This window comes from Dactylosporangium sp. NPDC051485, assembly GCF_040682015.1.
In the GTDB taxonomy this organism is placed as follows: Bacteria; Actinomycetota; Actinomycetes; order Mycobacteriales; family Micromonosporaceae; genus Dactylosporangium.
In genome coordinates, this window is the sequence record NZ_JBFAZW010000015.1 from 73,701 (window position 1) to 93,067 (window position 19,367).

22 protein-coding genes are annotated in these 19,367 nt (G+C 74.1%); 12 read left to right on the plus strand and 10 right to left on the minus strand.

The genetic code is table 11. From position 1 onward, the window contains the following. Window positions 1–96: 96 nt before the first annotated feature. Window positions 97–2,154 (plus strand): UvrD-helicase domain-containing protein, encoded by a 2,058-nt coding sequence (locus AB0M46_RS11240; RefSeq protein ID WP_363334826.1) that lies wholly within the window; start codon window positions 97–99, stop codon window positions 2,152–2,154. Here AB0M46_RS11240 and AB0M46_RS11245 read toward each other — a convergent pair. The 6 genes from AB0M46_RS11245 to AB0M46_RS11270 form a co-directional block, all read right to left on the minus strand. Continuing rightward, on the minus strand, window positions 2,123–2,899 hold the full coding sequence (locus AB0M46_RS11245) for a class I SAM-dependent methyltransferase (RefSeq protein WP_363334827.1): 777 nt from the start codon (window positions 2,897–2,899) through the stop codon (window positions 2,123–2,125). The two genes, AB0M46_RS11240 and AB0M46_RS11245, sit on opposite strands and share 32 nt — an antisense overlap. A gap of 5 nt (window positions 2,900–2,904) precedes the next feature. Beyond that, window positions 2,905–4,494, minus strand: coding sequence for an ABC transporter permease (locus AB0M46_RS11250; RefSeq protein WP_363334829.1), 1,590 nt, complete (start codon window positions 4,492–4,494; stop codon window positions 2,905–2,907). Further along, a complete protein-coding gene (locus AB0M46_RS11255) occupies window positions 4,491–5,402 on the minus strand; it encodes an ABC transporter ATP-binding protein (RefSeq protein WP_363334831.1) in 912 nt (303 codons plus the stop codon). Before AB0M46_RS11255 ends, AB0M46_RS11250 begins: the two co-directional genes overlap by 4 nt. A 5-nt stretch (window positions 5,403–5,407) precedes the next feature. Beyond that, entirely contained in the window at window positions 5,408–6,034 is a 627-nt protein-coding gene (locus AB0M46_RS11260) for a helix-turn-helix domain-containing protein (protein ID WP_363334833.1), read from the minus strand. 461 nt (window positions 6,035–6,495) lie between these two features. Beyond that, window positions 6,496–6,810 carry a hypothetical protein gene (locus AB0M46_RS11265; protein ID WP_363334835.1) on the minus strand — a complete coding sequence of 105 codons (315 nt, stop codon included), beginning with the start codon at window positions 6,808–6,810 and terminating at the stop codon, window positions 6,496–6,498. A gap of 19 nt (window positions 6,811–6,829) precedes the next feature. After that, window positions 6,830–7,231 (minus strand): hypothetical protein, encoded by a 402-nt coding sequence (locus AB0M46_RS11270; RefSeq protein WP_363334837.1) that lies wholly within the window; start codon window positions 7,229–7,231, stop codon window positions 6,830–6,832. An 88-nt stretch (window positions 7,232–7,319) separates the two neighbouring features. Here AB0M46_RS11270 and AB0M46_RS11275 point away from each other — a divergent pair, with 88 nt between their 5' ends. The 3 genes from AB0M46_RS11275 (at window position 7,320) to AB0M46_RS11285 (ending at window position 9,535) form a co-directional block, all read left to right on the plus strand. Next, window positions 7,320–8,123 carry an expansin EXLX1 family cellulose-binding protein gene (locus AB0M46_RS11275; RefSeq protein WP_363334839.1) on the plus strand — a complete coding sequence of 268 codons (804 nt, stop codon included), beginning with the start codon at window positions 7,320–7,322 and terminating at the stop codon, window positions 8,121–8,123. 23 nt (window positions 8,124–8,146) lie between these two features. Further along, entirely contained in the window at window positions 8,147–8,752 is a 606-nt protein-coding gene (locus AB0M46_RS11280; protein WP_363334841.1) for a hypothetical protein, read from the plus strand. 285 nt (window positions 8,753–9,037) lie between these two features. Further along, window positions 9,038–9,535 carry a hypothetical protein gene (locus tag AB0M46_RS11285; protein ID WP_363334842.1) on the plus strand — a complete coding sequence of 166 codons (498 nt, stop codon included), beginning with the start codon at window positions 9,038–9,040 and terminating at the stop codon, window positions 9,533–9,535. Between the two features lie 2 nt (window positions 9,536–9,537). On the opposite strand, the gene AB0M46_RS11290 is transcribed toward AB0M46_RS11285, so the two are convergent. Beyond that, a complete protein-coding gene (locus AB0M46_RS11290) occupies window positions 9,538–10,341 on the minus strand; it encodes a hypothetical protein (protein ID WP_363334844.1) in 804 nt (267 codons plus the stop codon). Between the two features lie 108 nt (window positions 10,342–10,449). Between AB0M46_RS11290 and AB0M46_RS11295 the strand changes: the two genes are divergently transcribed. Both AB0M46_RS11295 and AB0M46_RS11300 read left to right on the plus strand, forming a co-directional pair. Then, the gene (locus AB0M46_RS11295; protein WP_363334846.1) at window positions 10,450–11,010 is read left to right on the plus strand and encodes a helix-turn-helix domain-containing protein; all 561 of its coding nucleotides are present in this window, start codon (window positions 10,450–10,452) and stop codon (window positions 11,008–11,010) included. Window positions 11,011–11,060: 50 nt separating this feature from the next. Then, entirely contained in the window at window positions 11,061–12,254 is a 1,194-nt protein-coding gene (locus tag AB0M46_RS11300; protein ID WP_363334848.1) for an MFS transporter, read from the plus strand. A gap of 199 nt (window positions 12,255–12,453) precedes the next feature. Here AB0M46_RS11300 and AB0M46_RS11305 read toward each other — a convergent pair whose 3' ends face one another. Continuing rightward, window positions 12,454–12,924, minus strand: coding sequence for a DUF427 domain-containing protein (locus tag AB0M46_RS11305; RefSeq protein WP_363334850.1), 471 nt, complete (start codon window positions 12,922–12,924; stop codon window positions 12,454–12,456). Window positions 12,925–12,976: 52 nt separating this feature from the next. Here AB0M46_RS11305 and AB0M46_RS11310 point away from each other — a divergent pair, with 52 nt between their 5' ends. After that, window positions 12,977–13,516, plus strand: a complete 540-nt coding sequence (locus tag AB0M46_RS11310) for a TetR/AcrR family transcriptional regulator (protein ID WP_363334852.1) — start codon at window positions 12,977–12,979, stop codon at window positions 13,514–13,516. A gap of 443 nt (window positions 13,517–13,959) precedes the next feature. Further along, complete coding sequence (locus AB0M46_RS11315) at window positions 13,960–14,607, plus strand: lysophospholipid acyltransferase family protein (protein WP_363334936.1); 648 nt, start codon at window positions 13,960–13,962, stop codon at window positions 14,605–14,607. 193 nt (window positions 14,608–14,800) lie between these two features. Here AB0M46_RS11315 and AB0M46_RS11320 read toward each other — a convergent pair whose 3' ends face one another. Then, entirely contained in the window at window positions 14,801–15,220 is a 420-nt protein-coding gene (locus AB0M46_RS11320) for a DUF1810 domain-containing protein (RefSeq protein ID WP_363334854.1), read from the minus strand. 133 nt (window positions 15,221–15,353) lie between these two features. On the opposite strand from AB0M46_RS11320, the gene AB0M46_RS11325 reads away from it, so the two are divergent. Continuing rightward, the gene (locus tag AB0M46_RS11325) at window positions 15,354–15,986 is read left to right on the plus strand and encodes a TetR/AcrR family transcriptional regulator (protein WP_363334856.1); all 633 of its coding nucleotides are present in this window, start codon (window positions 15,354–15,356) and stop codon (window positions 15,984–15,986) included. Window positions 15,987–15,997: 11 nt separating this feature from the next. Here the strand turns inward: AB0M46_RS11325 and AB0M46_RS11330 are convergent, their stop codons facing one another. Beyond that, window positions 15,998–16,540, minus strand: a complete 543-nt coding sequence (locus AB0M46_RS11330; RefSeq protein ID WP_363334858.1) for an EXLDI protein — start codon at window positions 16,538–16,540, stop codon at window positions 15,998–16,000. Between the two features lie 55 nt (window positions 16,541–16,595). On the opposite strand from AB0M46_RS11330, the gene AB0M46_RS11335 reads away from it, so the two are divergent. From AB0M46_RS11335 to AB0M46_RS11345, 3 genes are all read left to right on the plus strand, one after another. Then, entirely contained in the window at window positions 16,596–17,612 is a 1,017-nt protein-coding gene (locus AB0M46_RS11335; RefSeq protein WP_363334860.1) for an ATP-binding cassette domain-containing protein, read from the plus strand. Next, window positions 17,609–18,370 (plus strand): ABC transporter permease, encoded by a 762-nt coding sequence (locus AB0M46_RS11340; protein ID WP_363334862.1) that lies wholly within the window; start codon window positions 17,609–17,611, stop codon window positions 18,368–18,370. The genes AB0M46_RS11335 and AB0M46_RS11340 overlap by 4 nt, the downstream gene beginning before the upstream one ends. Before the next feature lie 97 nt (window positions 18,371–18,467). Then, complete coding sequence (locus tag AB0M46_RS11345) at window positions 18,468–19,277, plus strand: SAM-dependent methyltransferase (RefSeq protein WP_363334864.1); 810 nt, start codon at window positions 18,468–18,470, stop codon at window positions 19,275–19,277. The last annotated feature ends 90 nt before the right edge of the window (window positions 19,278–19,367 follow it).

Below are 19,367 nucleotides of genomic sequence, written 5' to 3' on the forward strand. Positions count from 1 at the left end.
CATATCGGCCCGTCAAGTCGGCCAAATCGTCCCGGATGCTGATTTTGCGGCTCTGACCTGTGCATATTCTCAACGGGCCAACGAGGGGGGAACACGGTGTCCGAGGCGGAACAGCAGATCGCGATCGAGCAGCAGGTCGTGGACAAGGTCTATGCGCGGCTCGAGGTCATGCGCGAGCAGGCCCGGGAGCTCAAGGCGGAGGGGCACGGGCGGGCCGCGGCCGGGCCGCGCACCGGGCTGGTCGAGCGCGACGCCATGGTGCTGCGCGCGGCCGCGACGATGACCGACCTCGACGCGCAGGAGGACGGCATCGTCTTCGGCCGGCTGGACTTCGACGACGACGACACCTTCCGCATCGGCCGGCTCGGGGTGCGCGACGAGGACCGGGAGCCGCTGGTCGTGGACTGGCGGGCGCCGGCCGCCGCGCCGTTCTACCGGGCCACGCCCGGCGCGCCGCTGGGCGTGCGCCGCCGCCGGGTCATCACCTGCTACGGGCCGAAGGTGGCCGGGGTCGACGACGACGTGCTGACCGGCGAGCACGTCGAGGGCGTGGTCGGCGAGGGCGCCCTGCTCGCGTCCCTGACCCGCGAGCGCGGCGAGCACATGCGCGACATCGTCACCACGATCCAGCGCGAGCAGGACGAGGCGATCCGGGCCCCCGCGCACGGCGTCACCCTCATCACGGGCGGCCCGGGCACCGGCAAGACCCAGGTCGCGTTGCACCGCGCCGCGTACCTGCTCTACTCCGACCGCGGCAAGTTCGCCGACGGCCGCGTGCTGGTCATCGGCCCGTCGACGGTCTTCACGGAGTACATCGGCAGGGTCCTGCCGGGTCTCGGCGAGGACAGCGTGCACCTGCGGGCCCTCGGCGAGCTGTTCGACGGGGTCGTGGCGACCCGGCGCGACCCCGCCGGCGTGGCCCGCGCCAAGGGCGACCTGAAGATGGTCCGCGCCCTGACCGAGCTGGCCTGGGACACGCCGCCGGGCGCCCCGGACCGGCTGGGCACCCTGAAGGCCGACGACCTCGCGCGGGCCCGCGCCGAGGTCCGCAGGCGCTGCGAGGCCAGGGGCGTCAAGCCCAACGCCGGTCGTCAGGAGGCCGCGGCGGTACTGTCGCAGCTCCTCGAAGGCCGCGAGATCCCCGACGCGTTCCTCGACGCGTGGTGGCCGCCGCTGACCCCGCAGGATGTGCTGCCGGCCCAGCACGGCGAGTGGACGGTCGACGACGTGCCGCTGCTCGACGAGCTCGCCGAGATCCTCGGCCCGCCCGTGCGCGCGGCCCGGCGGATCCCCGAATGGCAGGCCCGCGAGCTGCGCAGCGGCGCCCGGCTGCCGGAGACGTTCGTGCTGAGCTGGAGCCTGAACGACGGCTGGCAGCTCTTCGCGCCCGGCCTGGCCACGCCGCTGGCCCAGTCCGGCCAGGCGATCGACCACAACGGCTTCTGGGCGGCCCAGCGCTGGGCGGCGGGCATCATCCTGCGCGAGGGTCACCAGGTGACGGGCTGGACCGACGGCTTCGACCCCTACGGCGAGGAGGGCTACGTGCCGGTCCTCGAGGAGCCGCTGCCCGTCGCCGCCGCCGAGGAGCCGGCCGAGGACGTGTACCTGCACGTCATCCTCGACGAGGCCCAGGACCTCTCGCCGATGGAGTGCCGGATGATCGCCCGGCGGGCCGCGCACGCCTCGATGACCGTCGTCGGCGACCTCGGCCAGGCCACCCACCCCCTCGCCGCCGCGTCGTGGCCGGAGCTGATGCAGCGGCTGGGCAAGCGCCTGGTCCGCACGCTCGACCTGCCGACCGGCTACCGGGTGCCGCAGGCCATCGCCGACTACGCCGCCCTGGCCCTGCCGCCCGGGATCGAGCCCACCCGCTCGTTCCGCCCCGGCGGCACGCTGCGGATCCGCGAGGTCGACGACCTGGCGGAGGCGGTCGCGGCCGAGCACGGCACGGTCATCGCCCCCGACCACCTGGCCGAGTCGCTGTCGGCGCTGCCGGTCAGCCAGGTCAAGGGCCTGGAGTTCGACCGGGTGGTGCTGGTCGAGCCGGCCGACATCGTCGCCGCCGAGCCCCGCGGGATGAGCCGCCTCTACGTCGCCCTGACCCGGGCCGTCGCCGAGCTCGTCATCCTGCACACGAAGCCTCTGCCCTTCTGAGCGCGAGCGTCAGCAGGTCGGAGTCCAGGTAGACCGGGTGCGGCACCTGTTCGGCGGCGGCGTCGGTGGCCAGGGCGGCGAGGCCCTGCTCGATCTCCGCCTCGGACAGGTGCTCGAAGGTGGAGATCGCGCGCAGCCGCAGGCGTTCGGCGTAGGCGGCCAGGCTCGGGGCGGACAGTTCGCGGATGCGGTCCAGCGCCACGAACTCCAGGCCCGCCGCGGCGAACAGGTCCAGCGTCGCGGGCAGCGACGGGAAGGTGCGCTCCTCGATGCCGCGGGCGCTGGGGAAGTACCGATGCCACAGCAGATCCGGCATGCGGTCGCTGAACGTGCTGCGGATGAGGACCCGGCCGCCCGGGCGCAGGACCCGGCGGAGTTCGGCGGCGGCGGCCGGGGGATCGGTGAAGTGGTGCAGGGACAGGAACAGCAGGGCCAGGTCGCAGGTGCTGTCCGGGAGCGGGACGGTCTCGCCCCGGCCCTGCAGGTACCGCACGGCGGGATGCGCCGCGGCCTGCTCGCGCATGCCCGACGAGGGTTCCACCCCGTACACGGGGCCGCCGAACGTGTCGGCGAGCAGCGGGGTGAAGCGGCCCGTGCCCGAGCCCAGGTCGAGCACGGTCAGGGGGCGCTGCGCCGGTGCCCGGGCGGAGAAGGCCTCCGCCCAGGTCCGGGTCGTCTCGCCGGGCAGGGCCCGGCCGGTGGCGTAGACGGTGTGCTGGCGTCCGTCGTAATCCACGGGCTTCACTGCGCCTAGGTTACCGGCATGTCCCTTCGCCGCAGGCCCGCCAGGCCCGCGGCGCCGAGCAGGACCGCAACCAGCGTGAGCCACAGGATCGGCACGATGGTGAAGGCCTCGCCCGGCAGCTTCGGCACGTGGGCGAACGGGGTCAGGTCGAGCAGGTACTGGTTCAGGCCGAACAGCGCGCCGAGCTCGAACAGCAGCACCGAGACGATGAGCGCGGCCCAGGTCAGGGTGCTCAGGCGCGGGGCCAGACCGAGCAGGGCCACGCCCAGGCCGGCGAGGACCCACGCGGCCGGCAGCTGCACCATGGCGGCGCCGAGCAGGCGGGCGACCTGGCCGCCGACGTCGTGGGACTGGGCGCCGTAGACCAGGCCGCCGGTGACGCCGGCGAGGGCGAGCAGCAGGGCGGTGCCCAGCAGCGCGAAGACGAGGTGGCCGGCCGCCCAGCGCACCCGGCCGACGGGGGTGGACAGCAGCGCCTCGACGCGGCCGCTGGCCTCCTCCTGGCGCAGCCGCAGCGTGGCCTGGATCGTGTACGCGGCGGCCAGCATGCCGATGATGCCGTAGATGGCGGCCAGGAACGCGTCGGTGAGGGCACCGCTGCCGCCCATCCGTTCCAGCACGTCGGTCAGCTGCTGGCTGGGGGACTCGAGGCCGGCGATGCCGTGGGCGGCGCCGCCCATCACCGCGCCGGTGAGGGCCAGGGCGACGCACCAGGCCAGCAGCAGGCCGCGCTGCAGGCGCCAGGCCAGCGCGAGGGGGCTGCGCAGGGCCGGGGAGCCGGCGGCCGGGCCGGGGCGGGGCGGGACCAGGCCGGCGCCGACGTCGCGGCGGTCCGACAGGGCGTAGCCGGCGGCGGTGAAGAGCGCGGCGAAGACCAGGAACAGGGCGGCCACCCACCAGCGCTCGTGCGCGTACGGGCGCAGGGCCAGGCCCCAGCCGGTCGGGGCGAGCCAGCTCAGCCAGGTCGGGCCGGTGTCGCCGACGGCGCGCAGCAGGTACGTGCCGCCGAGCACGGCGCCGGCGATGCCGCTGGCCGCGCGGGCGCTCTCGGTGAGCTGCGCGGCGGCGGCCGCCACGCCGGCGAAGAGCAGGCCGACGAGGCCGGTGGCGAGGCCGAAGGCCACCGATCCGGCCACGGGCAGGCCGGTCGCCATGAGACCCAGCGCCGTCAGCAGGGCGATCAGCACATTGGCCAGCGTGGTGACCAGCAGCGCGGCGCTCAGCGGCGCGTACCGCCCGATGACGGTGGCCCGCAGCAGTTCGAGGCGGCCGGTCTCCTCCTCGGTGCGGGTGTGCCGCACGACGGTGAGCAGGCTCATCAGGCCGACCAGGATGAACTCGGTCACCCCGATCTTCCAGGCGGTGAGCCCGCCGATGGAGACCCCGTAGAGCGGGCCCTCCATGGCGACCAGCGACGGGTTGCTGAGCACCCCGCGCACCGCCTCGAGGTCGGCCTGGGTGGGGTACAGCTTGAAGTAGTTCGCCGCGGTGCCCATCGGCATCACCGACAGGCCGAGCACCCACACGGTGAGCCGGACGCGGTCCAGCCGCAGCGCCAGGCGGGCCAGGGCCCGCGTGCCGGTGAACGTGCTCACTTCGCCACCTCCGTCGCGGCGGCGTGGCCGTCGTAGTGGCGCAGGAAGAGCTCCTCCAGGGTCGGCGGCTGGCTGGTGAGGCTGCGCACGCCGGCCGCGGCGAGCCGGCGCAGCACCGCGTCGAGCTCGGCGTTGTCCACGTCGAAGCGGACGGTGCCGTTGTCCGTGTGCAGGTCGTGCACGCCGGTCAGGGAACCCAGGCCGTCGACCGGGGTTGCCAGGTCGGCCTGGATCGACGTACGCGTCAGATGGCGCATCTCGGCGAGCGTCCCCGTCTCCACGGCCCTGCCGGCCCGGATGATGGTGACCCGGTCGCACAGCACCTCGACCTCCGACAGGATGTGGCTGGACAGCAGCACGGTGCGGTTGCCGCGGCGCTGCTCCTCGCGGACCACCTGCCGGAACACCTCCTCCATGAGCGGGTCGAGGCCGGAGGTCGGCTCGTCGAAGATGAGCAGCTCGACGTCGGAGGCCATGGCGGCGACCAGCGCGACCTTCTGGCGGTTGCCCTTGGAGTACGTCCGGGCCTTCTTCGTCGGGTCGAGGTCGAAGCGCTCGAGCAGCTCGGCGCGGCGCTTGGCGTCCAGGCCGCCGCGCAGCCGGCCGAGCAGGTCGATGACCTCGCCGCCGGACAGGTTCGGCCACAGGGTGACGTCGCCGGGCACGTAGGCGAGGCGGCGGTGCAGGTCGGTGGCGTCGCGCCACGGGTCGCCGCCGAGCAGCCGGGCGGTCCCGGCGTCGGCGCGCAGCAGCCCCAGCAGGATGCGGATGGTGGTCGACTTGCCGGCGCCGTTGGGCCCCAGGAAGCCGTGCACCTCCCCCGCCTGCACGGTGAGGTCGAGCCCGTCGAGCGCGCGGGCGCGCCCGAACGTCTTGACCAGTGCGTCTGCGCGGATCGCCTCGGTCATGGTTCTCATGCTCCTTCTGCCTTGGCCCGCAGCGCGTCCAGCGCGCTCTGGACCTTGGCGGCCAGGTCAGGGGTGAGTAGCGGGTGCGAATAGAAGTCGATCAGCGCCGCGGCCAGCCGCACGTGTCCCTCGGGGGTGAACATGTCGGCGCCGAGGGCGCGGGAGACGTGCTCGTGCATCGCGAGCAGGCCGGACTGCATGCCGGTGAATACGGCGGCGTAGCTGTGGTAGTCCTTGGTCAGGCCGGGAATGTGCTGTTCGATCCAGTCCGCGCTGAGGCGCACCATGTCGTCGAACATCGCCGCGGCGCTGGGCGAGCCGTCGAGCAGGGCGCGGGTGACGTACTTGTTGTAGCGCACGACCGTCGGGTGCACCGCCGGCAGGAAGCCCGGGTTGTCGAAGAGCATCTTCTCCTTGATCTGCACCAGCCGGTCGAGCACGTAGGCGTCGCACGCCTCGCGCAGGGCCTCCTTGGACCCGAAGTGGTGGCGCAGCAGCCCCGGCGACACCCCGGCCTGCTCCGCGATGTCGCGCACCGTGGTGGCGCCGGCGCCCCGCTCGGCGAACAGCGCGATCGCGGCGTCGCGGATGCGCGCCCGTGCGGTGAGGTCCTCGAATTCCGGTTCCGGCATGGCATCCGCCTCCTTATACGTGCGTATTGCCGACTGTACGCCTGTATAGCCGAGCCGCAATCGTCAATCCTCCGGGGCGTCGTCAGATCGGTGACACACCGCGCCGAGGGCGGCCGGCGCGGTCGTGGAGGCCGCCGTCGCGCACGGGCGGGACCTGGCCAGCCGCGCCCGGCTACGGCGTTGTGTGACGCCGATCGGCTGCACGGTCGATGGCGTGCCCGCCGCCCGCGCTGCAGCACGGTGCGGTTCGTCACGTGCGGGCACGGCGCACCCGCCGCACTGCTTGAGTGCGGCCGCGACCTGCTGTGCAGCGCGTGCGCCCGGTTCGAGGACAACGTCGGTCAGACGTTGCTGGCCGGGGATCTGGTCTGCGCCGCTGCGCCTACCGGCTGCGGCGCTTCGGCACTGCGCCGGTCAGCCTGGGCCCGCCGGCGACGGCGGCGCGGTCCTGCTCGGCGACGTCAGTCGGCCGGCAGGGGCATGACCGGCTGCAGGCGGTCGACGACGGCGGCGAGGGCCTCGCCGAAGTGCGGGTCGGTCCACACGGCGTCCTCGATGGCCCGCACCACCCGGCGCCGGGTGCCGGCGGTCGGGGTGGGGGAGCCGGCCGCCTCGCGCTCCAGCGTGGCCAGGGCGGGCTCGTCCTCCAGCTTCGCCCACACCAGCCCGGCGAGCCCGCGCAGCTGCTCCTCGACGGCCGGCTCCTGGGGCTCGGCCCGCTCCCGGCTCCACAGGTGCGAGGCCAGCCACCCGACCGCGAGTTCCACCATCGTCACAATGAATACCTTCGCATATTTACCTCCCGTCAAGCATGGCCGCGAACCGCTCCTCGGCGAGGTCGAGCTGACGGAAGATGTGCTGCTGCACCGGACGCGACAGCGGGGTGTCCGGGCGGGCGACGAGTTCGCGCAGCACCGGCACCATGGGGCGGTACTTCGTTGCCGACCGCTGCACTTTCGGCCCCGTGGTGTGGATCACACCGACGCCGTTGTCGGTGAAGTCGGAGACCTTGATGACCCGCGCCCACGGCCCCCGGTCGAGGCTGGCCCTGACGTGCTCCCGGTACTGTTCGTGCCGGTCGTATGACGGGTCGTACTCGGGATTGGTGACCGCGGCCACGAGCCCGGCGGTCCGCGCCCCGAACCGCGCGGCGAGCACCGCGAGGGCCTGCCCGGTGGTGCCGCCCCGGCTCGCCATAGATCTCGGTGATCGCGTGCATCGGCATCGTTGCGGGGTGCGACGGGAGGTCCAGGTCTCTGGATCACCAGACCGTACAATCCGCGGCGTGAACCGCCGCCACCTTCGCTGGACCGTGCCCGCCGTGACCGTCTTCGTCGCCTCCGTGGTGGCCATCGTGCTCTTCACGCAGGTCGGCGGTAGCGCCGCCTGCGCGGCCGGCGGCTCGGCGTCGTACTACTCGGCCGGCCGCAACGGCATGTGCAACCTCGGCACCCCGGCCGAGGGCCTCTACGCCGCGGTCGGCAGGGCGGAGTACGCCGGCGGCAAGGCCTGCGGCACCTACCTCGACGTCACCGGCCCCAACGGCACCGTCCGCGTCCAGGTCGTGGACCTGTGCCCGAGCTGCCCGGCCGGCAAGATCGACCTCGGCAAGGGCGCCTTCGCCCGCATCGGCGCGCTCAGCGCCGGCATCATCCCGGTCACCTACGGCACCACCCGCGACCCGCAGGTCGGCCCGCTGCAGGTGAAGCTCACCGGCGGCACCGCCTACTCGGCCCTGACCGCGGTGCTGAACAACCACGGCAACCCGCTGTCCACCGTGGAGCTGCAGACGCCGTCCGGCTTCGCCCCGATGCGCCAGGGCGAGGACAACACGTGGACGGCCCCCTCGGGCGCGGTGACGTCCCCGGTCACGCTGCGCATCGCCGACATGTACGGCCACCAGGCCACGGTCGCCGGCCTCACCCTCGGCCCGAAGGACTTCCAGCCCACCGGGACGGTCCTGTACGGCGGCCCGTCCCCGTCCCCGTCCGACTCCCCGTCGCCGTCCACTGTGGAGTCCTCGGCGCCGTCTCCCGCCCCGGTCGCCTCGGCGGGCCCCTCCTCGCTCCCGCCGGCGCCGAAGTGCTGACGCCCCGCCGTTAGGGTGCAGGGGTGGACGAGAAGGCCTTTCTGTGCGTCAGCCCCTGGCCGGAGGTCTACCCGAGCGAGCAGCACGGCGCCTTCGAGGCGCAGCACATCGTGGCGGTGGCCGAGGGCGGCGTACCGCTGCTGTGGCTGGCCCTGTTCCGCGAGGGCGACGTGCGCCACGGCCCGGCTCCCGTCGGGACCGACGACGAGCGGGAGTGGGTCGAGGCGGGCGCCCCGGTGGCCGGGCGCGAGCGGGCCCTGGCCAACCTCGCCGCCGCCGGGCCCGCCCTCGGCCGGCTCTTCGGGCCGTCCGTCGCCGCCCACGCTGAGCTGCTGCGGCAGGCCCTGCAGTGGTTCCCCGACGACTGGATCATGGTCGAGTGGTGGGACGGCGTCCGGCCGGTGCCGCCCGACCCGCCGGACCTTCGCGCCGCCCTCGCCGCGTTCGACGACCCCGGGCAGGGGCCCGGCGCGCTGCTGAGGCTGTGCCGCCTCGACCCCGGCGGGCTGCCCGACCCGCCGCGGCCGGGGGCGCCGCTGCTGCCCTACCTGCACGAGCACGCCGAGCCGCTGCGGCGGCTGCTGGGGCGGGCGTTCGACACGCTCGTGCCGTGGGAGCAGCCGATCTGAGCGAACCCGCGCACCCGCGGCCGACGCGGACCGCCTGTGGCACATGCCCGCCGTGCCGCGGAACCTGTCCCCGGCACTGCCTTCCCCGCGGCCCGTCACCCCTCGGCGGTGCCCGCGCCGGCATCAGCGCGAGCGCGCCCAGCAGCCCGTACGAGGTGTCCGGCCGCAGGACGATCGCCGTGGCGAGGCCCGAGGCGGCGGCCAGCTCGTGCATCAGTTCGCCTATGGGCGAACTCAAGTGATCCAGGCCGGCGGGATTTGTTCAGGTGCCGGTGGGTTGCGCCGATGGTCCCCGCGGCACACGGGCGCGACACCACGGGGGCACAGATGCACACCACGACGTTCGCCAAGGTACTGACCGTCACCGGACTGGCCGCCGGGTTCGTCACCATGTTCGGCACCACCGACGCCCAGGGCACCACCACCCCGCAGGTGTCGGTCAGGCACGGCGCGATCTACGTCGACGGCACCCGGGTGACTGGGGACCGGGTCAACACCCAGCCCGCCCTGTCCCCGGACGCCACCCGGATCGCCTACCTGCACCACAGCACCGTCTGGGTCATGCACGTCGACGGCACCGCCAAGCACCAGGTCAGCGACCGCACCGGCAGCCACCCCGCCTGGGACGCCGGCGGCGTGCGCATCACCTACACCGCGACCTCCTGCACCGGCACCCCGGGTACCTTCCGCACCGGCACCGAGGGCGGCGAACCCGACGAAGCCGTCACTCCCGCCGCCTGCGTGGGCCGGGACCTCCCGCCGGCCGGCTCCAGCACGGGCTGAGGTCAGCCGTTGCGGTGGTGCTTCTTCACGAACGTGTAGCCGGGGGTCAGTTCCTCGGCGCCCTCGGTGACCTGCTCGTGCAGGGCGCGCTGGCGCGGCGACGGCTGGGAGCCCTCCGGTAGGCGGCGCAGGAAGCCGTTGACCCAGTGCTCGCGGCGCTCGCCCGGCTCGGCGCCGGGGGGCGGGGCGGGCTCGATCAGCGGGGCGTAGAAGAGCATGTCGGCGGGCTCCTCGCCCTCGACCGCCGGGTAGGACGGGACGCCGGCCCGGTCGACGCTGCCGGGCACGCGGGTGACGAAGCCCTCGCGGATGAGCTGCTCGACGGCGTTGCGCAGCAGGAACAGGCCCCTCGTGCCGCGGCCCAGGCCGGCCTTGCGGGTCAGTTCGGACTCGGGGAAGACCGCGTTGCCGTCGTCGAAGACCCGGCCCAGCCGCCGTACCGCATGCAGCACCTTCCCCCGGTTCGAGGTGCCCGGCGGGCACTCCCGGGTGGCGACCGCGGGGTCGTACTCGTGGAAGTAGTCGACGCCGTCGACCCGCATCGGCTCTTCGAGCGGGGTCGTGCGCAGCGTCACCTCGTTGCGGGCCGTCGACCAGGACACGGTGACGAGCACGCCGGGGTGCAGGTCGGGCGGCCACGCGATGCCCTCGAGCACGCCGGAGGCCAGCACCGCCTCCTGCGGGTGGCGGTTCAGCAGCACCGCCGCGCCGTCGTGCAGTGCCGCGGCGCACTCGTCCGGCACGGGGCACTGTCCCCCGTCCAGATCGCCGCGCCGCAGCGCGACCTGCCGCGTCACGGTCCGCACCGCCCGAAGATACCCCCGATCCGGGCGCGGACCCGAGACACCGGCCGCCCGACCAGTATTCCAAGCATGTGCTTGACATCTGTTCGCGCCGCGGCCGAGAATCCAAGCATGTCTTTGGTGTCCGATCCGGTGGCGATCCGGGCGCTCGCGCACCCGCTGCGGCTCAAGCTGCGGGAGCTCATCGGGCGCGAAGGCCCGATGACCGCCGCGCAGGCGGCCCGCGAGCTCGGGGTCAGCCAGGCGCTGGCCTCGCACCACCTGCGGCAGCTGGCGAAGTACGGCTTCGTGGAACAGGCCGAGGCCGCCGACAACCGGGAGCGGCCGTGGCGGGTCACCGCCACCTCCTACTGGTGGGACGCCGAGGCCGGCCTGGCCGCCGACGCGCTCGAGCAGCTGCTCGTCCAGCGGGCGGCCGGCAACCTGGCCGGATGGCAGCGCCGCCGCGGCGAGGAGGAGCCGGTCTGGCGGGACAACACCGGCATCGGGCAGAGCCTCGTGTACCTCACCGCCGACGAGATGGTCGAACTGCGCCGCGCCCTCGACGCGCTCATCGACCCGCTCGTCGAGCGCCGCCGGCTCGGCGACGCCGCCGCCCGCCCCGAGGGGGCCCGGCCGGTCGACCTCACCATCATCTGCACCCCGCTGCCGCCGACCCCGTCCGGGGGCTGACGTGCGCGCCCTCGCCCTGCGGCTGCCGCCGACCCCGTTCGGAGGTTGATGTGCGCGTCCTTGCTCGTCACCCCGGCCTGCGGCTGCTGCTGGCGGCGGGCCTGGTGTCGCTGACCGGCGACTGGATCCTGCGCGCCGGGCTCGCCTACGCCGTCTACCAGCTCACCGGCTCCACCCTCGCCGCCGCCACCACGCTGCTGGCCGGCCTGCTGCCCCAGCTGGCCTGCGCCTCGATCGCCGGGGTCTACGCCGACCGGTGGGACCGCCGCCGGGTCATGATCGGGGCCAATCTGCTGCTCGCCGCCGGCCTGCTGCCGCTGCTGGCCGTGCACGAACCCGGCCAGGTGTGGATCGTCTACCTCGTCACGGCGACGCAGAGCGCGCTGAGCCAGTTCTTCGTCGCCGCGGAGGCCGCCGTGGTACCGCACCTGGTCCCACCCCAGGACCTGGTCGCCGCCAACGCCCTCAACACCCAGAACCGCGACATCGCCCGCCTCCTCGGCGCCCTCGCCGGCGGCGTCGTCGCCGCGGCCGGCGGCATCCCCCTGCTCGCCGCCGTCGACATCGTGAGCTTCCTCGCCGCCGCCGCGCTGCTGTGGCGCCTGCGCCCCGTCCCGGCCCCCGGCGCCGAGCTCACCCACGGCCTGCTGCGCGAGTGGGCCGACGGCCTGCGCCACGCCACCACCGAGCCGGCCCTGCGCCTGCTGCTCGTCTTCGTCCTCGTCACCGGCGTCGGGGAGGCCGCCATGAGCACGCTGCTCGCCCCGTTCGTCCGCGACGTGCTGCACGCCGGCCCCGGCATCTACGGTCTCATCGTCGCCGTCCAGGCCGTCGGCGGCATCGCCGGCGGGCTGCTGGCCGCGTCCGCCGGGCACCGCCTGAGCCCGGGCCGCCTGGCCGGCGGCGGCGCGCTCGCCTTCGGCGCCCTCGACCTCGTCCTCTTCCTGTACCCGACGCTCGCCCCCGTCTGGTGGCCCGCCGTGGCGATCATGCTCGCCGTCGGCCTGCCCGGCGCCCTCATGCTCGCCGGCCTGTTCACGCTCTTCCAGACCCACACCGCCGACAGCCACCGCGGCCGCGTCTTCGGCGCGTTCAACGCCGTCGAGGCCGCCGCCATGCTCGTCGGGGCCCTCGCGGCCGGGCTCCTCGGCGACCGCGTCGGCGTCGTGCCGGTCCTCGTCGTCAACGGGCTCGGCTACTGCCTGGCCGGCGGGCTGCTGCTGGCCGCCAGGGTCCGCGCATGAGGTGCGCCACCCCGGCCGGCGCGACGCTGCCACCGGGCTGATGCGGCGAGGGGGCGTCGTTTCAGTACCGCGTCAGGATCGGCTGGCACAGTGCTGTGCAGCAACGCGATACGCCCCGGTCGTTGACCGGCCAGCTGCCCAAACTTCTCGGCATCGGCCGGGGCGTGTCGTGGCGCTGCTGTGGTTGCCTGGCCTTTGGTTACCAGTCCTGGGTTCCCGGGCCGCCTTTGATCGGTCCCGTGATCTCGGCCGTGACCCAGCCGCCGTAGAAGTCGCCGAGCTGCGGCACGACCCGTTCCCCGTCGACCGTGCACTCGTCGACCCTGCCCGGGTAGAACGCCAGCCGCCCGCGGAGCACTTCGTACCCGGCCGACGGCGCCGGGTACTCCCACGCGGCGTCGTGGATCACTGAATCGCCGACGTGCAGGTCCCAGTAGCCGGCCACGCCCTTGAACTCGCAGACCGTGCTGGTGCGCGACGGCTCGAGGCGGGCCGCGACGTCGTCGCGCGGGATGTAGTACACCGGCGGATTCGACGTCTCGAGCACCCTGACCGCCCGTCGTGAGTCGGCCACGGTCCGCCCGGCGTGCCGGACCACGATGTGCCGCGGCGTCGGCTCGACCCGCGGCGGCCGCGGATAGTCCCAGACGGACTCCAGGGGTCGCTGCATGCTTCCAGTCTTGTCCGTAGACACTGTCTACGTCCCGTGGTAGACAGTGTCTATGCGCGATCGTCTGGTGCGGGCCGGCGTCGAGTTGGTGGCCGAGGGCGGCACCGTGTCGTTGCGCGAGATCGCCCGGCGTGCCGGCGTGTCGCACGGCGCGCCGCGCCGCTACTTCCCGACGCACGTGGAACTGTTGTCGGCCATCGCGCGGGAGGGCTTCGCGTCGCTCGGTTCGTGCCTGGCCGCGGTCCCGGCGGAGGGTTCGCCGCGGGCCCGGCTGTCGGCGCTGGCGCACGCGTACGTGGAGTTCGCGACGGCCAACCGCGGCATGTACGAGCTGATGTTCCGCCACGACCTGCTGCGCTCGGACCGCCTGGGCCTGCGCGAGACGAGCCTGCCGCTGTTCGAGTCCCTGGCCGATTTGCTGGCCGCGGCGCGCCCGACGGCCGCTCCCGCCGTCGCCGCCGGCGCGTTCTGGTCGAACCTGCACGGCATCATCCAGCTGTGGTGGTGGGGCAGCCTGCCCTTGGCCACCGGCCCCGACTCCCTGCCCGCCTTGATCGACGCCGCCGTAACCGCCCACGCCGGCCCGTCATAACCCACACTTTCGTAACAAACCCGGAGAATGCGCCAGTGCCCAACATTTCACGAAATAGCAGCGCAAATCCGCCCGAAAGCACTATGTCGGCGGCGAGGCGCCAGCGGGGGAGCGGCGCGCCCGTCGGGCTGCCCGGCGCGCCGGCCGCGCAGCGGCTCGGCCCGCCCGCGAGCGTCGTGGGAGGGGTGGATCATCCCGATCCGTCGGGGTCAGGGCCGCCCGCGCTGCCGGCTGGTGGCGTGGGAGGGGTGGATCGCCCCGATCCGGCGGAACCCGGCGCGGCAGGGTCAGGGCGGCCCGCGCTGCCGGGTGGCGGCGCGACGGCCGCGCGGGTCCAGCCGGGCGGCAACGCGGCGGCAGGGTCGCCCGACCCGTTCGGGAGCGCGTCGGCGGCGGCCTCGGCCGGCGCACCCGAGCGCGGCCGGCGCCCGCGGCGGGCCCCCATGCCGCCGCTGTACCGCCTGGCCCGCGCAACGGCCGGCACGCTCCTGCGCCTGGCCTGGCGCCCCGACGTCGACGGCCTCGAGTGCATCCCCGGCGGCGGCGCGATCCTGGCCGGCAACCACCTGTCCGTCGCCGATGAGCTGTTCCTCGGCGCCGTCGTGCCCCGGCACATCGCGTTCTGGGCGAAGGCGGAGTACTTCCGCGGCCACCCGGTCGCCGCCAGGCTCGTCGCCGGCCTGGGTGCGATTCCGGTTGAGCGGGGCGGCGGGCGGGCGGTGCTCACCGCGTTCGATGCCGCCGTGCCCGTCCTGCGCGCCGGTGGCCTGGTCGCCGTCTTCCCCGAAGGTACCCGCTCGCCCGACGGGCGGCTGTACCGGGGGCGGACCGGTGCCGTGCGCCTTGCGCGGCAGGCCGGGGTGCCGATCGTGCCGTTCGCGGTGAGCGGGACCGATGTCGTCCAGCCGATCGATGCCCGGGTGCCGCGGCTGGTGCGCGGGGCTCGGGTGACGTTTCGGTTCGGGGCGCCGGTCGCGGTCGGTGAGGGGACGGTCCGTGAGGGCACCGATGCGGTGATGGCTCGCATCGCCGCGCTGTCCGGTCGCGAGTACGTCGCCCGCTATGCGCCCCTCCTGCGTCTCGGCCGATAGGCGTCTTGGCCGATTCGCCGAGCCGGTGCGCGTGACCTCCTCCTGTGCGTCGGCCGGGTCTGCTCGGCGCTGGTGGGTGGCGAGTTGCGGATGCGTTGCGGAACCCCGGCCCGGTGCGGCTCCGCTCATCTCACCGTAACCGGCGGCGCAAATTACGGATCTCCGTCTATGCGCAGCGTAGTCGATCCAGTACCTACAGGCGGCGGACCGTTTCGGTGTCCTCCAGGCCATCGTAGAAGCGGTCCAGGACCCGGGTGAAGCGGCGCTCGGCGGGTTCGGCGCGGGCGAACAGCGTCATGCTCGAGCGCAGCTTCAGGGCGTCGATGTCGCCGAGGATCTGGGCGGCCGTGTGGGTGGTGTCGGCCAGCAGGGCGTCGGCGCACTCCAGCAGGCGCGGGCCGAGGACGGGGTGCTCGAGGTAGGCGCGGGCCTCGTCCAGGGAGCGGATGGCGTAGCGCTGGGCCATCGAGCTTCGGCCCAGGCCGGCGACCTGCGGGAAGACGTACCACATCCAGTGGCTGCGCTTGGCGCCCGCGCGCAGTTCGGACAGGGCCTCGGCGTGGCTGTGCTCCTGGGCGGCGACGAAACGGGACAGCTCGTACGGATCGTCCATGTCGCCCACGCTACCGGCGGTCACACGAACTGCGCGTCCAGCCACGCGCCGGGTGTAGCAGATCCATCGATCCATGTCACTAGCTGATCGGGTGGGCCGAAGGATGGCCGGCTGCTCGTAGGATGTGCGGATCATGTCCGATTCGACGCGGCCGCGGGTCAAGCAGGGGCGCCCGCCGAAGATCTCCCGGCCTGAGATCCTCGCCGCCGCTCGCCGGGTGATCGACGACCGCGGTATCGCACGGCTCACGATGCGGCAGCTCGCCACGGAGCTGGGTACCACCCCGATGGCCATCTACTACCACGTGCAGAACCGCGACGAGCTGCTCCTGCTGCTGCTCGACGACTACGCCGGCGGCGTCGACCGCCCGTGCCTGCCGGACGAGCCGCGGGCCCGGCTGGTTGCCGCCGCCGCCACCGTGCACGACGTGCTGGCGCGGTGCCCGTGGATCGTCGAGGTGCTCACCGCGGACGACCTGGTCGCCGGCTCCGCGCTGTGGATCGTCGAGACCATCGTCGACGCGGCCGTGGCGTGCGGGCTCGGGCCCGACGAGGCCGTGCGCGCCTACCGCGCGATCTGGTACTACACGGCCGGCGAGATCGTCGTCCGGGCGGCCCGGCGCCCGAGCGACGCCGAACTCCTCGGCCGGCTGGACCCGGTCGCCCACCCGCGGCTGTCCTCGCTGGCGGAGCGCTGGCCGGAACTGGCCGGTGAGGACACGTACCGCCACGGCTTGCAGGCGCTCGTCGCCGGCCTGCTCGACTGAGGGCGCGGCGGTCAGATGTCGAGGTCCTCGACCTCGGGCTCGTCGCGGATGACCTGCAGCGCGACGGCGTAGAGCTCCGGCGGCAGCAGCGGCTCCAGCTCCTCCGGGGTGTCCACGACGGTGAAGGTGGCCTGCGCGGGCACCCGCATCCAGGCCTGGTCCGGCGACCAGTCGCCGAGCCAGCCCCGCCAGCCGGTCGACCACTTGCGGGACCGCTCCGCGTTCGGCCCGACCGGGGTGTGCAGCTCGGACTGCTCGTGGTGCACGGCGAAGCGGCCCTTGCTGGTGCGAAACAGCGAGTACGTCTCCTGGCCGAGGCCGGTCGAGGCGTGGAACTCGCCCAGCGCCGTGCCCAGGAACCGCTTCACCACGGTGCGGCCCGAGCCGACCTTCACCGCGATCTCGTCGAACCCGGCCCGCTTGGCCGCCTCGACCTCGACCAGCCGGCGCAGGGCGGTGACGATCGCGCCCGAGAGGGTCGCCCCGGTCAGCTCCTGGGCGCGCTGCAGCAGCGGCAGGTCGTCGTCCGCCACGTAGATCGTCTTGTTCGGCACGGTTTCCCACTCTAGTCTTGGCAAACCATTCTACGTACAGGTATACGTATAAGGCATGGAGATGGCCATCGAAGCCGCCGACGTCGGCGTGACCTACGGCAAGACCAAGGCCCTCGACGGGCTGCACCTGCGGGTTGAGGCGGGCACCGTGTGCGGGCTGCTCGGCCCCAACGGGGCGGGCAAGACCACCCTGGTGCGGGTGCTGGCCACGCTGCTGCGCCCCTCCCGCGGCCAGGCCCGGGTGCTGGGCCGCGACGTGGTCCGCGAGCCGATGGCGGTGCGCGCCACGATCGGCCTCGCCGGGCAGTACGCGGCGCTCGACGAGGAGCTCACCGGGCGGGAGAACCTGGAGATGGTCGCGCTGCTGTACCGGCTGCCCCGCGCCGAGGCCCGCCGCCGGGCCGGCGAGGTGCTCGAACGGTTCTCGCTCGGCGCGGTCGCCGACCGGCGGGCCGGCACCTACTCGGGCGGGATGCGCCGCCGCCTCGACCTGGCCGCCGGGCTGACCGGGCGGCCGCCGGTGCTGCTGCTCGACGAGCCCACCACGGGCCTGGACCCGCGCTCCCGGCAGGAGCTGTGGGCGATCCTCGCCGAGCTGCGCGGTGCCGGCACGACCGTGCTCCTGACCACGCAGTACCTCGAGGAGGCCGACCGCCTCGCCCAGCGCATCGCCGTCGTCGACACCGGGCGGGTCATCGCCGAGGGCACGCCGGCCCAGCTGAAGGCTGGCGCCGGCTCCGACGTGCTGCGCATCCGCCTCGCCGACCCGGCCGCGGCCTCGTCGGTGCCGCCGGTGCTGGCCGGGCTGGGCGCCGCCGGGGCCACGCCCGCGCTGGACGGCCCGTCCGGCGAGCTCACGCTGCGGGTCGCCCGGCCCGACGCCGCCGCCGAGGCGCTGCGCCGCCTCGACGCCCTGGGCCTGCGGGTGGCCGCGATCCAGCTCACCCAGCCCAGCCTCGACGACGTGTTCCTGTCCCTGACCGGCCGCGCCGCCGACGGAACTGCGACTGGCCGCGCTGCCGGCGGGACCCCGAGCGGCCACCCCACCGACGAGCAGGAGATCTCCGCATGACCGCCATGGCCCTGCGCGACAGCCGCGTGCTGGCTGTGCGCCAGCTGCGCAAGACGCTGCGCCGCCCCACGTACGTCGTGTTCACCCTCGTCCAGCCGGTCGTGCTCGTCCTGCTGTTCCGCTTCGTCTTCGGCGGCGCCATCGACACCGGCCCGCTGTCCTACGTCAACTACCTCATGCCCGGCATCATCGTGCAGACCGCCGTCTTCGGCTCCCTCGTCACCGGCCTCGGCCTGACCGAGGACCTCAAGGCCGGCGTGGTGGACCGGCTGCGCTCCCTGCCGATGGCCCGCTCGGCCGTTCTGCTCGGGCGCACCGCCGCCGACCTCGTCATGAACGTCGTCGCCCTGGCCGTCATGGTCGCCGTCGGCCTGCTCGTCGGCTTCCGCCCCACCGGGCCGGCCTGGCGGCTCGCCGGCGCGTTCCTGCTCGTCCTCGCCTTCGCCTACGTCTTCTCGTGGATCAGCGCCTGGGTCGGGCTCATGGTGCGCAACCCGGAGACTGCCTCCTCGGCCGGCTTCATCTGGGTCCTGCCGCTCACGTTCGCCTCCTCGGCGTTCGTGCCGACCGCGACGATGCCCGGCCCGCTGCGCGCCTTCGCCGAGGCCAACCCGGTCAGCGCCGCCGTCGGCGCGGTCCGCGCCCTCACCGTCGGCGGTGCTGCGCCGGCTGCCCCGGTGCTGCACACCGTGGCCTGGCTGGCCGGCCTGCTGCTGCTCTTCGTCCCCCTGTCCGTACACGCATTCCGCCGCACCTGACTGTCCCGCCGACGTCCCGCCCAGACGTCCCGGCTGGTCCGCTGGGCGGGATGCGGGCGCCTGTGATGCCCTCGCGTCCATCGGGTAGGTTCGTTTCGTGGACAACGGCGGACAGCTGCGGATCGACACCACGGTGCCCCATCCGGCCCGGCGGTACAGCTACTGGCTCGGGGGCAAGGACCACTTCGCCGCCGACCGCGAGTCCGGTGACGCGATCGCCGCCGCGTTCCCCGCCGTGGTCGAGCTGGCCCGGGCCAACCGCGCGTTCCTGCGCCGCGCCGTGCGCTACCTCGCCGAGTCCGGCATCCGGCAGTTCCTCGACGTCGGCACCGGCCTGCCCGCCCCCGACAACACCCACGAGGTGGCGCAGCGCATCGCGCCGGAGTCCCGCGTGGTGTACGTCGACAACGACCCGATCGTGATGGTCCACGCCCAGGCGCTGCTCGTCGGGGACCCGCGCGGCCGCACCGCCTACCTCGAGGCCGACGTGCGCGACCCGGACGCCATCCTGGAGCACCCGGAGCTGCGCGCCACCCTCGACCTCGACCGCCCGGTCGCCCTGCAGCTCGTTGCGATCCTGCACTTCGTCCCCGACGACGAGCAGGTCGCCGCCGTGGTCCGTCGCCTCGTCGGTGCCCTGCCCTCCGGCAGCCACCTCGTGCTCAGCCACGGCACGATGGACTTCAGCACCCCGCAGGGCGTCGCCGCCTACGAGAAGATGTACGCCGCCGGCGGCACCGACGTGCGGGCCCGCTCCAAGGCCACCCTGCAGAGCTACCTCACGGGCCTGGAGCTGGTCGAGCCCGGCATCGTCCCGGTCGCCGACTGGCGCCCCGACAACCCCGCCGACCCCCGCCCGGTCAGCCCCGACCTCGGCATCTACGGCCTCGTCGCCCGCAAGCCCTGAGCCGCGGACGCGTAGCACGCCCCGTGCGGGCAGCCACCGCGTAGGACGCCCCCGGCGGGCAGCCGCCGGGGGCGAGGGACGTGCGGGCGC

Bases quoted from the DNA above. Each gene is read 5' to 3' on its own strand.
- AB0M46_RS11255 (WP_363334831.1), bottom strand. From the start codon at position 5,402: ATGACCGAGGCGATCCGCGCAGACGCACTGGTCAAGACGTTCGGGCGC.
- AB0M46_RS11260 (WP_363334833.1), bottom strand. From the start codon at position 6,034: ATGCCGGAACCGGAATTCGAGGACCTCACCGCACGGGCGCGCATCCGC.
- AB0M46_RS11270 (WP_363334837.1), bottom strand. From the start codon at position 7,231: ATGGCGAGCCGGGGCGGCACCACCGGGCAGGCCCTCGCGGTGCTCGCC.
- AB0M46_RS11285 (WP_363334842.1), top strand. From the start codon at position 9,038: ATGGTCCCCGCGGCACACGGGCGCGACACCACGGGGGCACAGATGCAC.
- AB0M46_RS11295 (WP_363334846.1), top strand. From the start codon at position 10,450: ATGTCTTTGGTGTCCGATCCGGTGGCGATCCGGGCGCTCGCGCACCCG.
- AB0M46_RS11305 (WP_363334850.1), bottom strand. From the start codon at position 12,924: ATGCAGCGACCCCTGGAGTCCGTCTGGGACTATCCGCGGCCGCCGCGG.
- AB0M46_RS11310 (WP_363334852.1), top strand. From the start codon at position 12,977: ATGCGCGATCGTCTGGTGCGGGCCGGCGTCGAGTTGGTGGCCGAGGGC.
- AB0M46_RS11315 (WP_363334936.1), top strand. From the start codon at position 13,960: ATGCCGCCGCTGTACCGCCTGGCCCGCGCAACGGCCGGCACGCTCCTG.
- AB0M46_RS11320 (WP_363334854.1), bottom strand. From the start codon at position 15,220: ATGGACGATCCGTACGAGCTGTCCCGTTTCGTCGCCGCCCAGGAGCAC.
- AB0M46_RS11325 (WP_363334856.1), top strand. From the start codon at position 15,354: ATGTCCGATTCGACGCGGCCGCGGGTCAAGCAGGGGCGCCCGCCGAAG.
- AB0M46_RS11335 (WP_363334860.1), top strand. From the start codon at position 16,596: ATGGAGATGGCCATCGAAGCCGCCGACGTCGGCGTGACCTACGGCAAG.
- AB0M46_RS11340 (WP_363334862.1), top strand. From the start codon at position 17,609: ATGACCGCCATGGCCCTGCGCGACAGCCGCGTGCTGGCTGTGCGCCAG.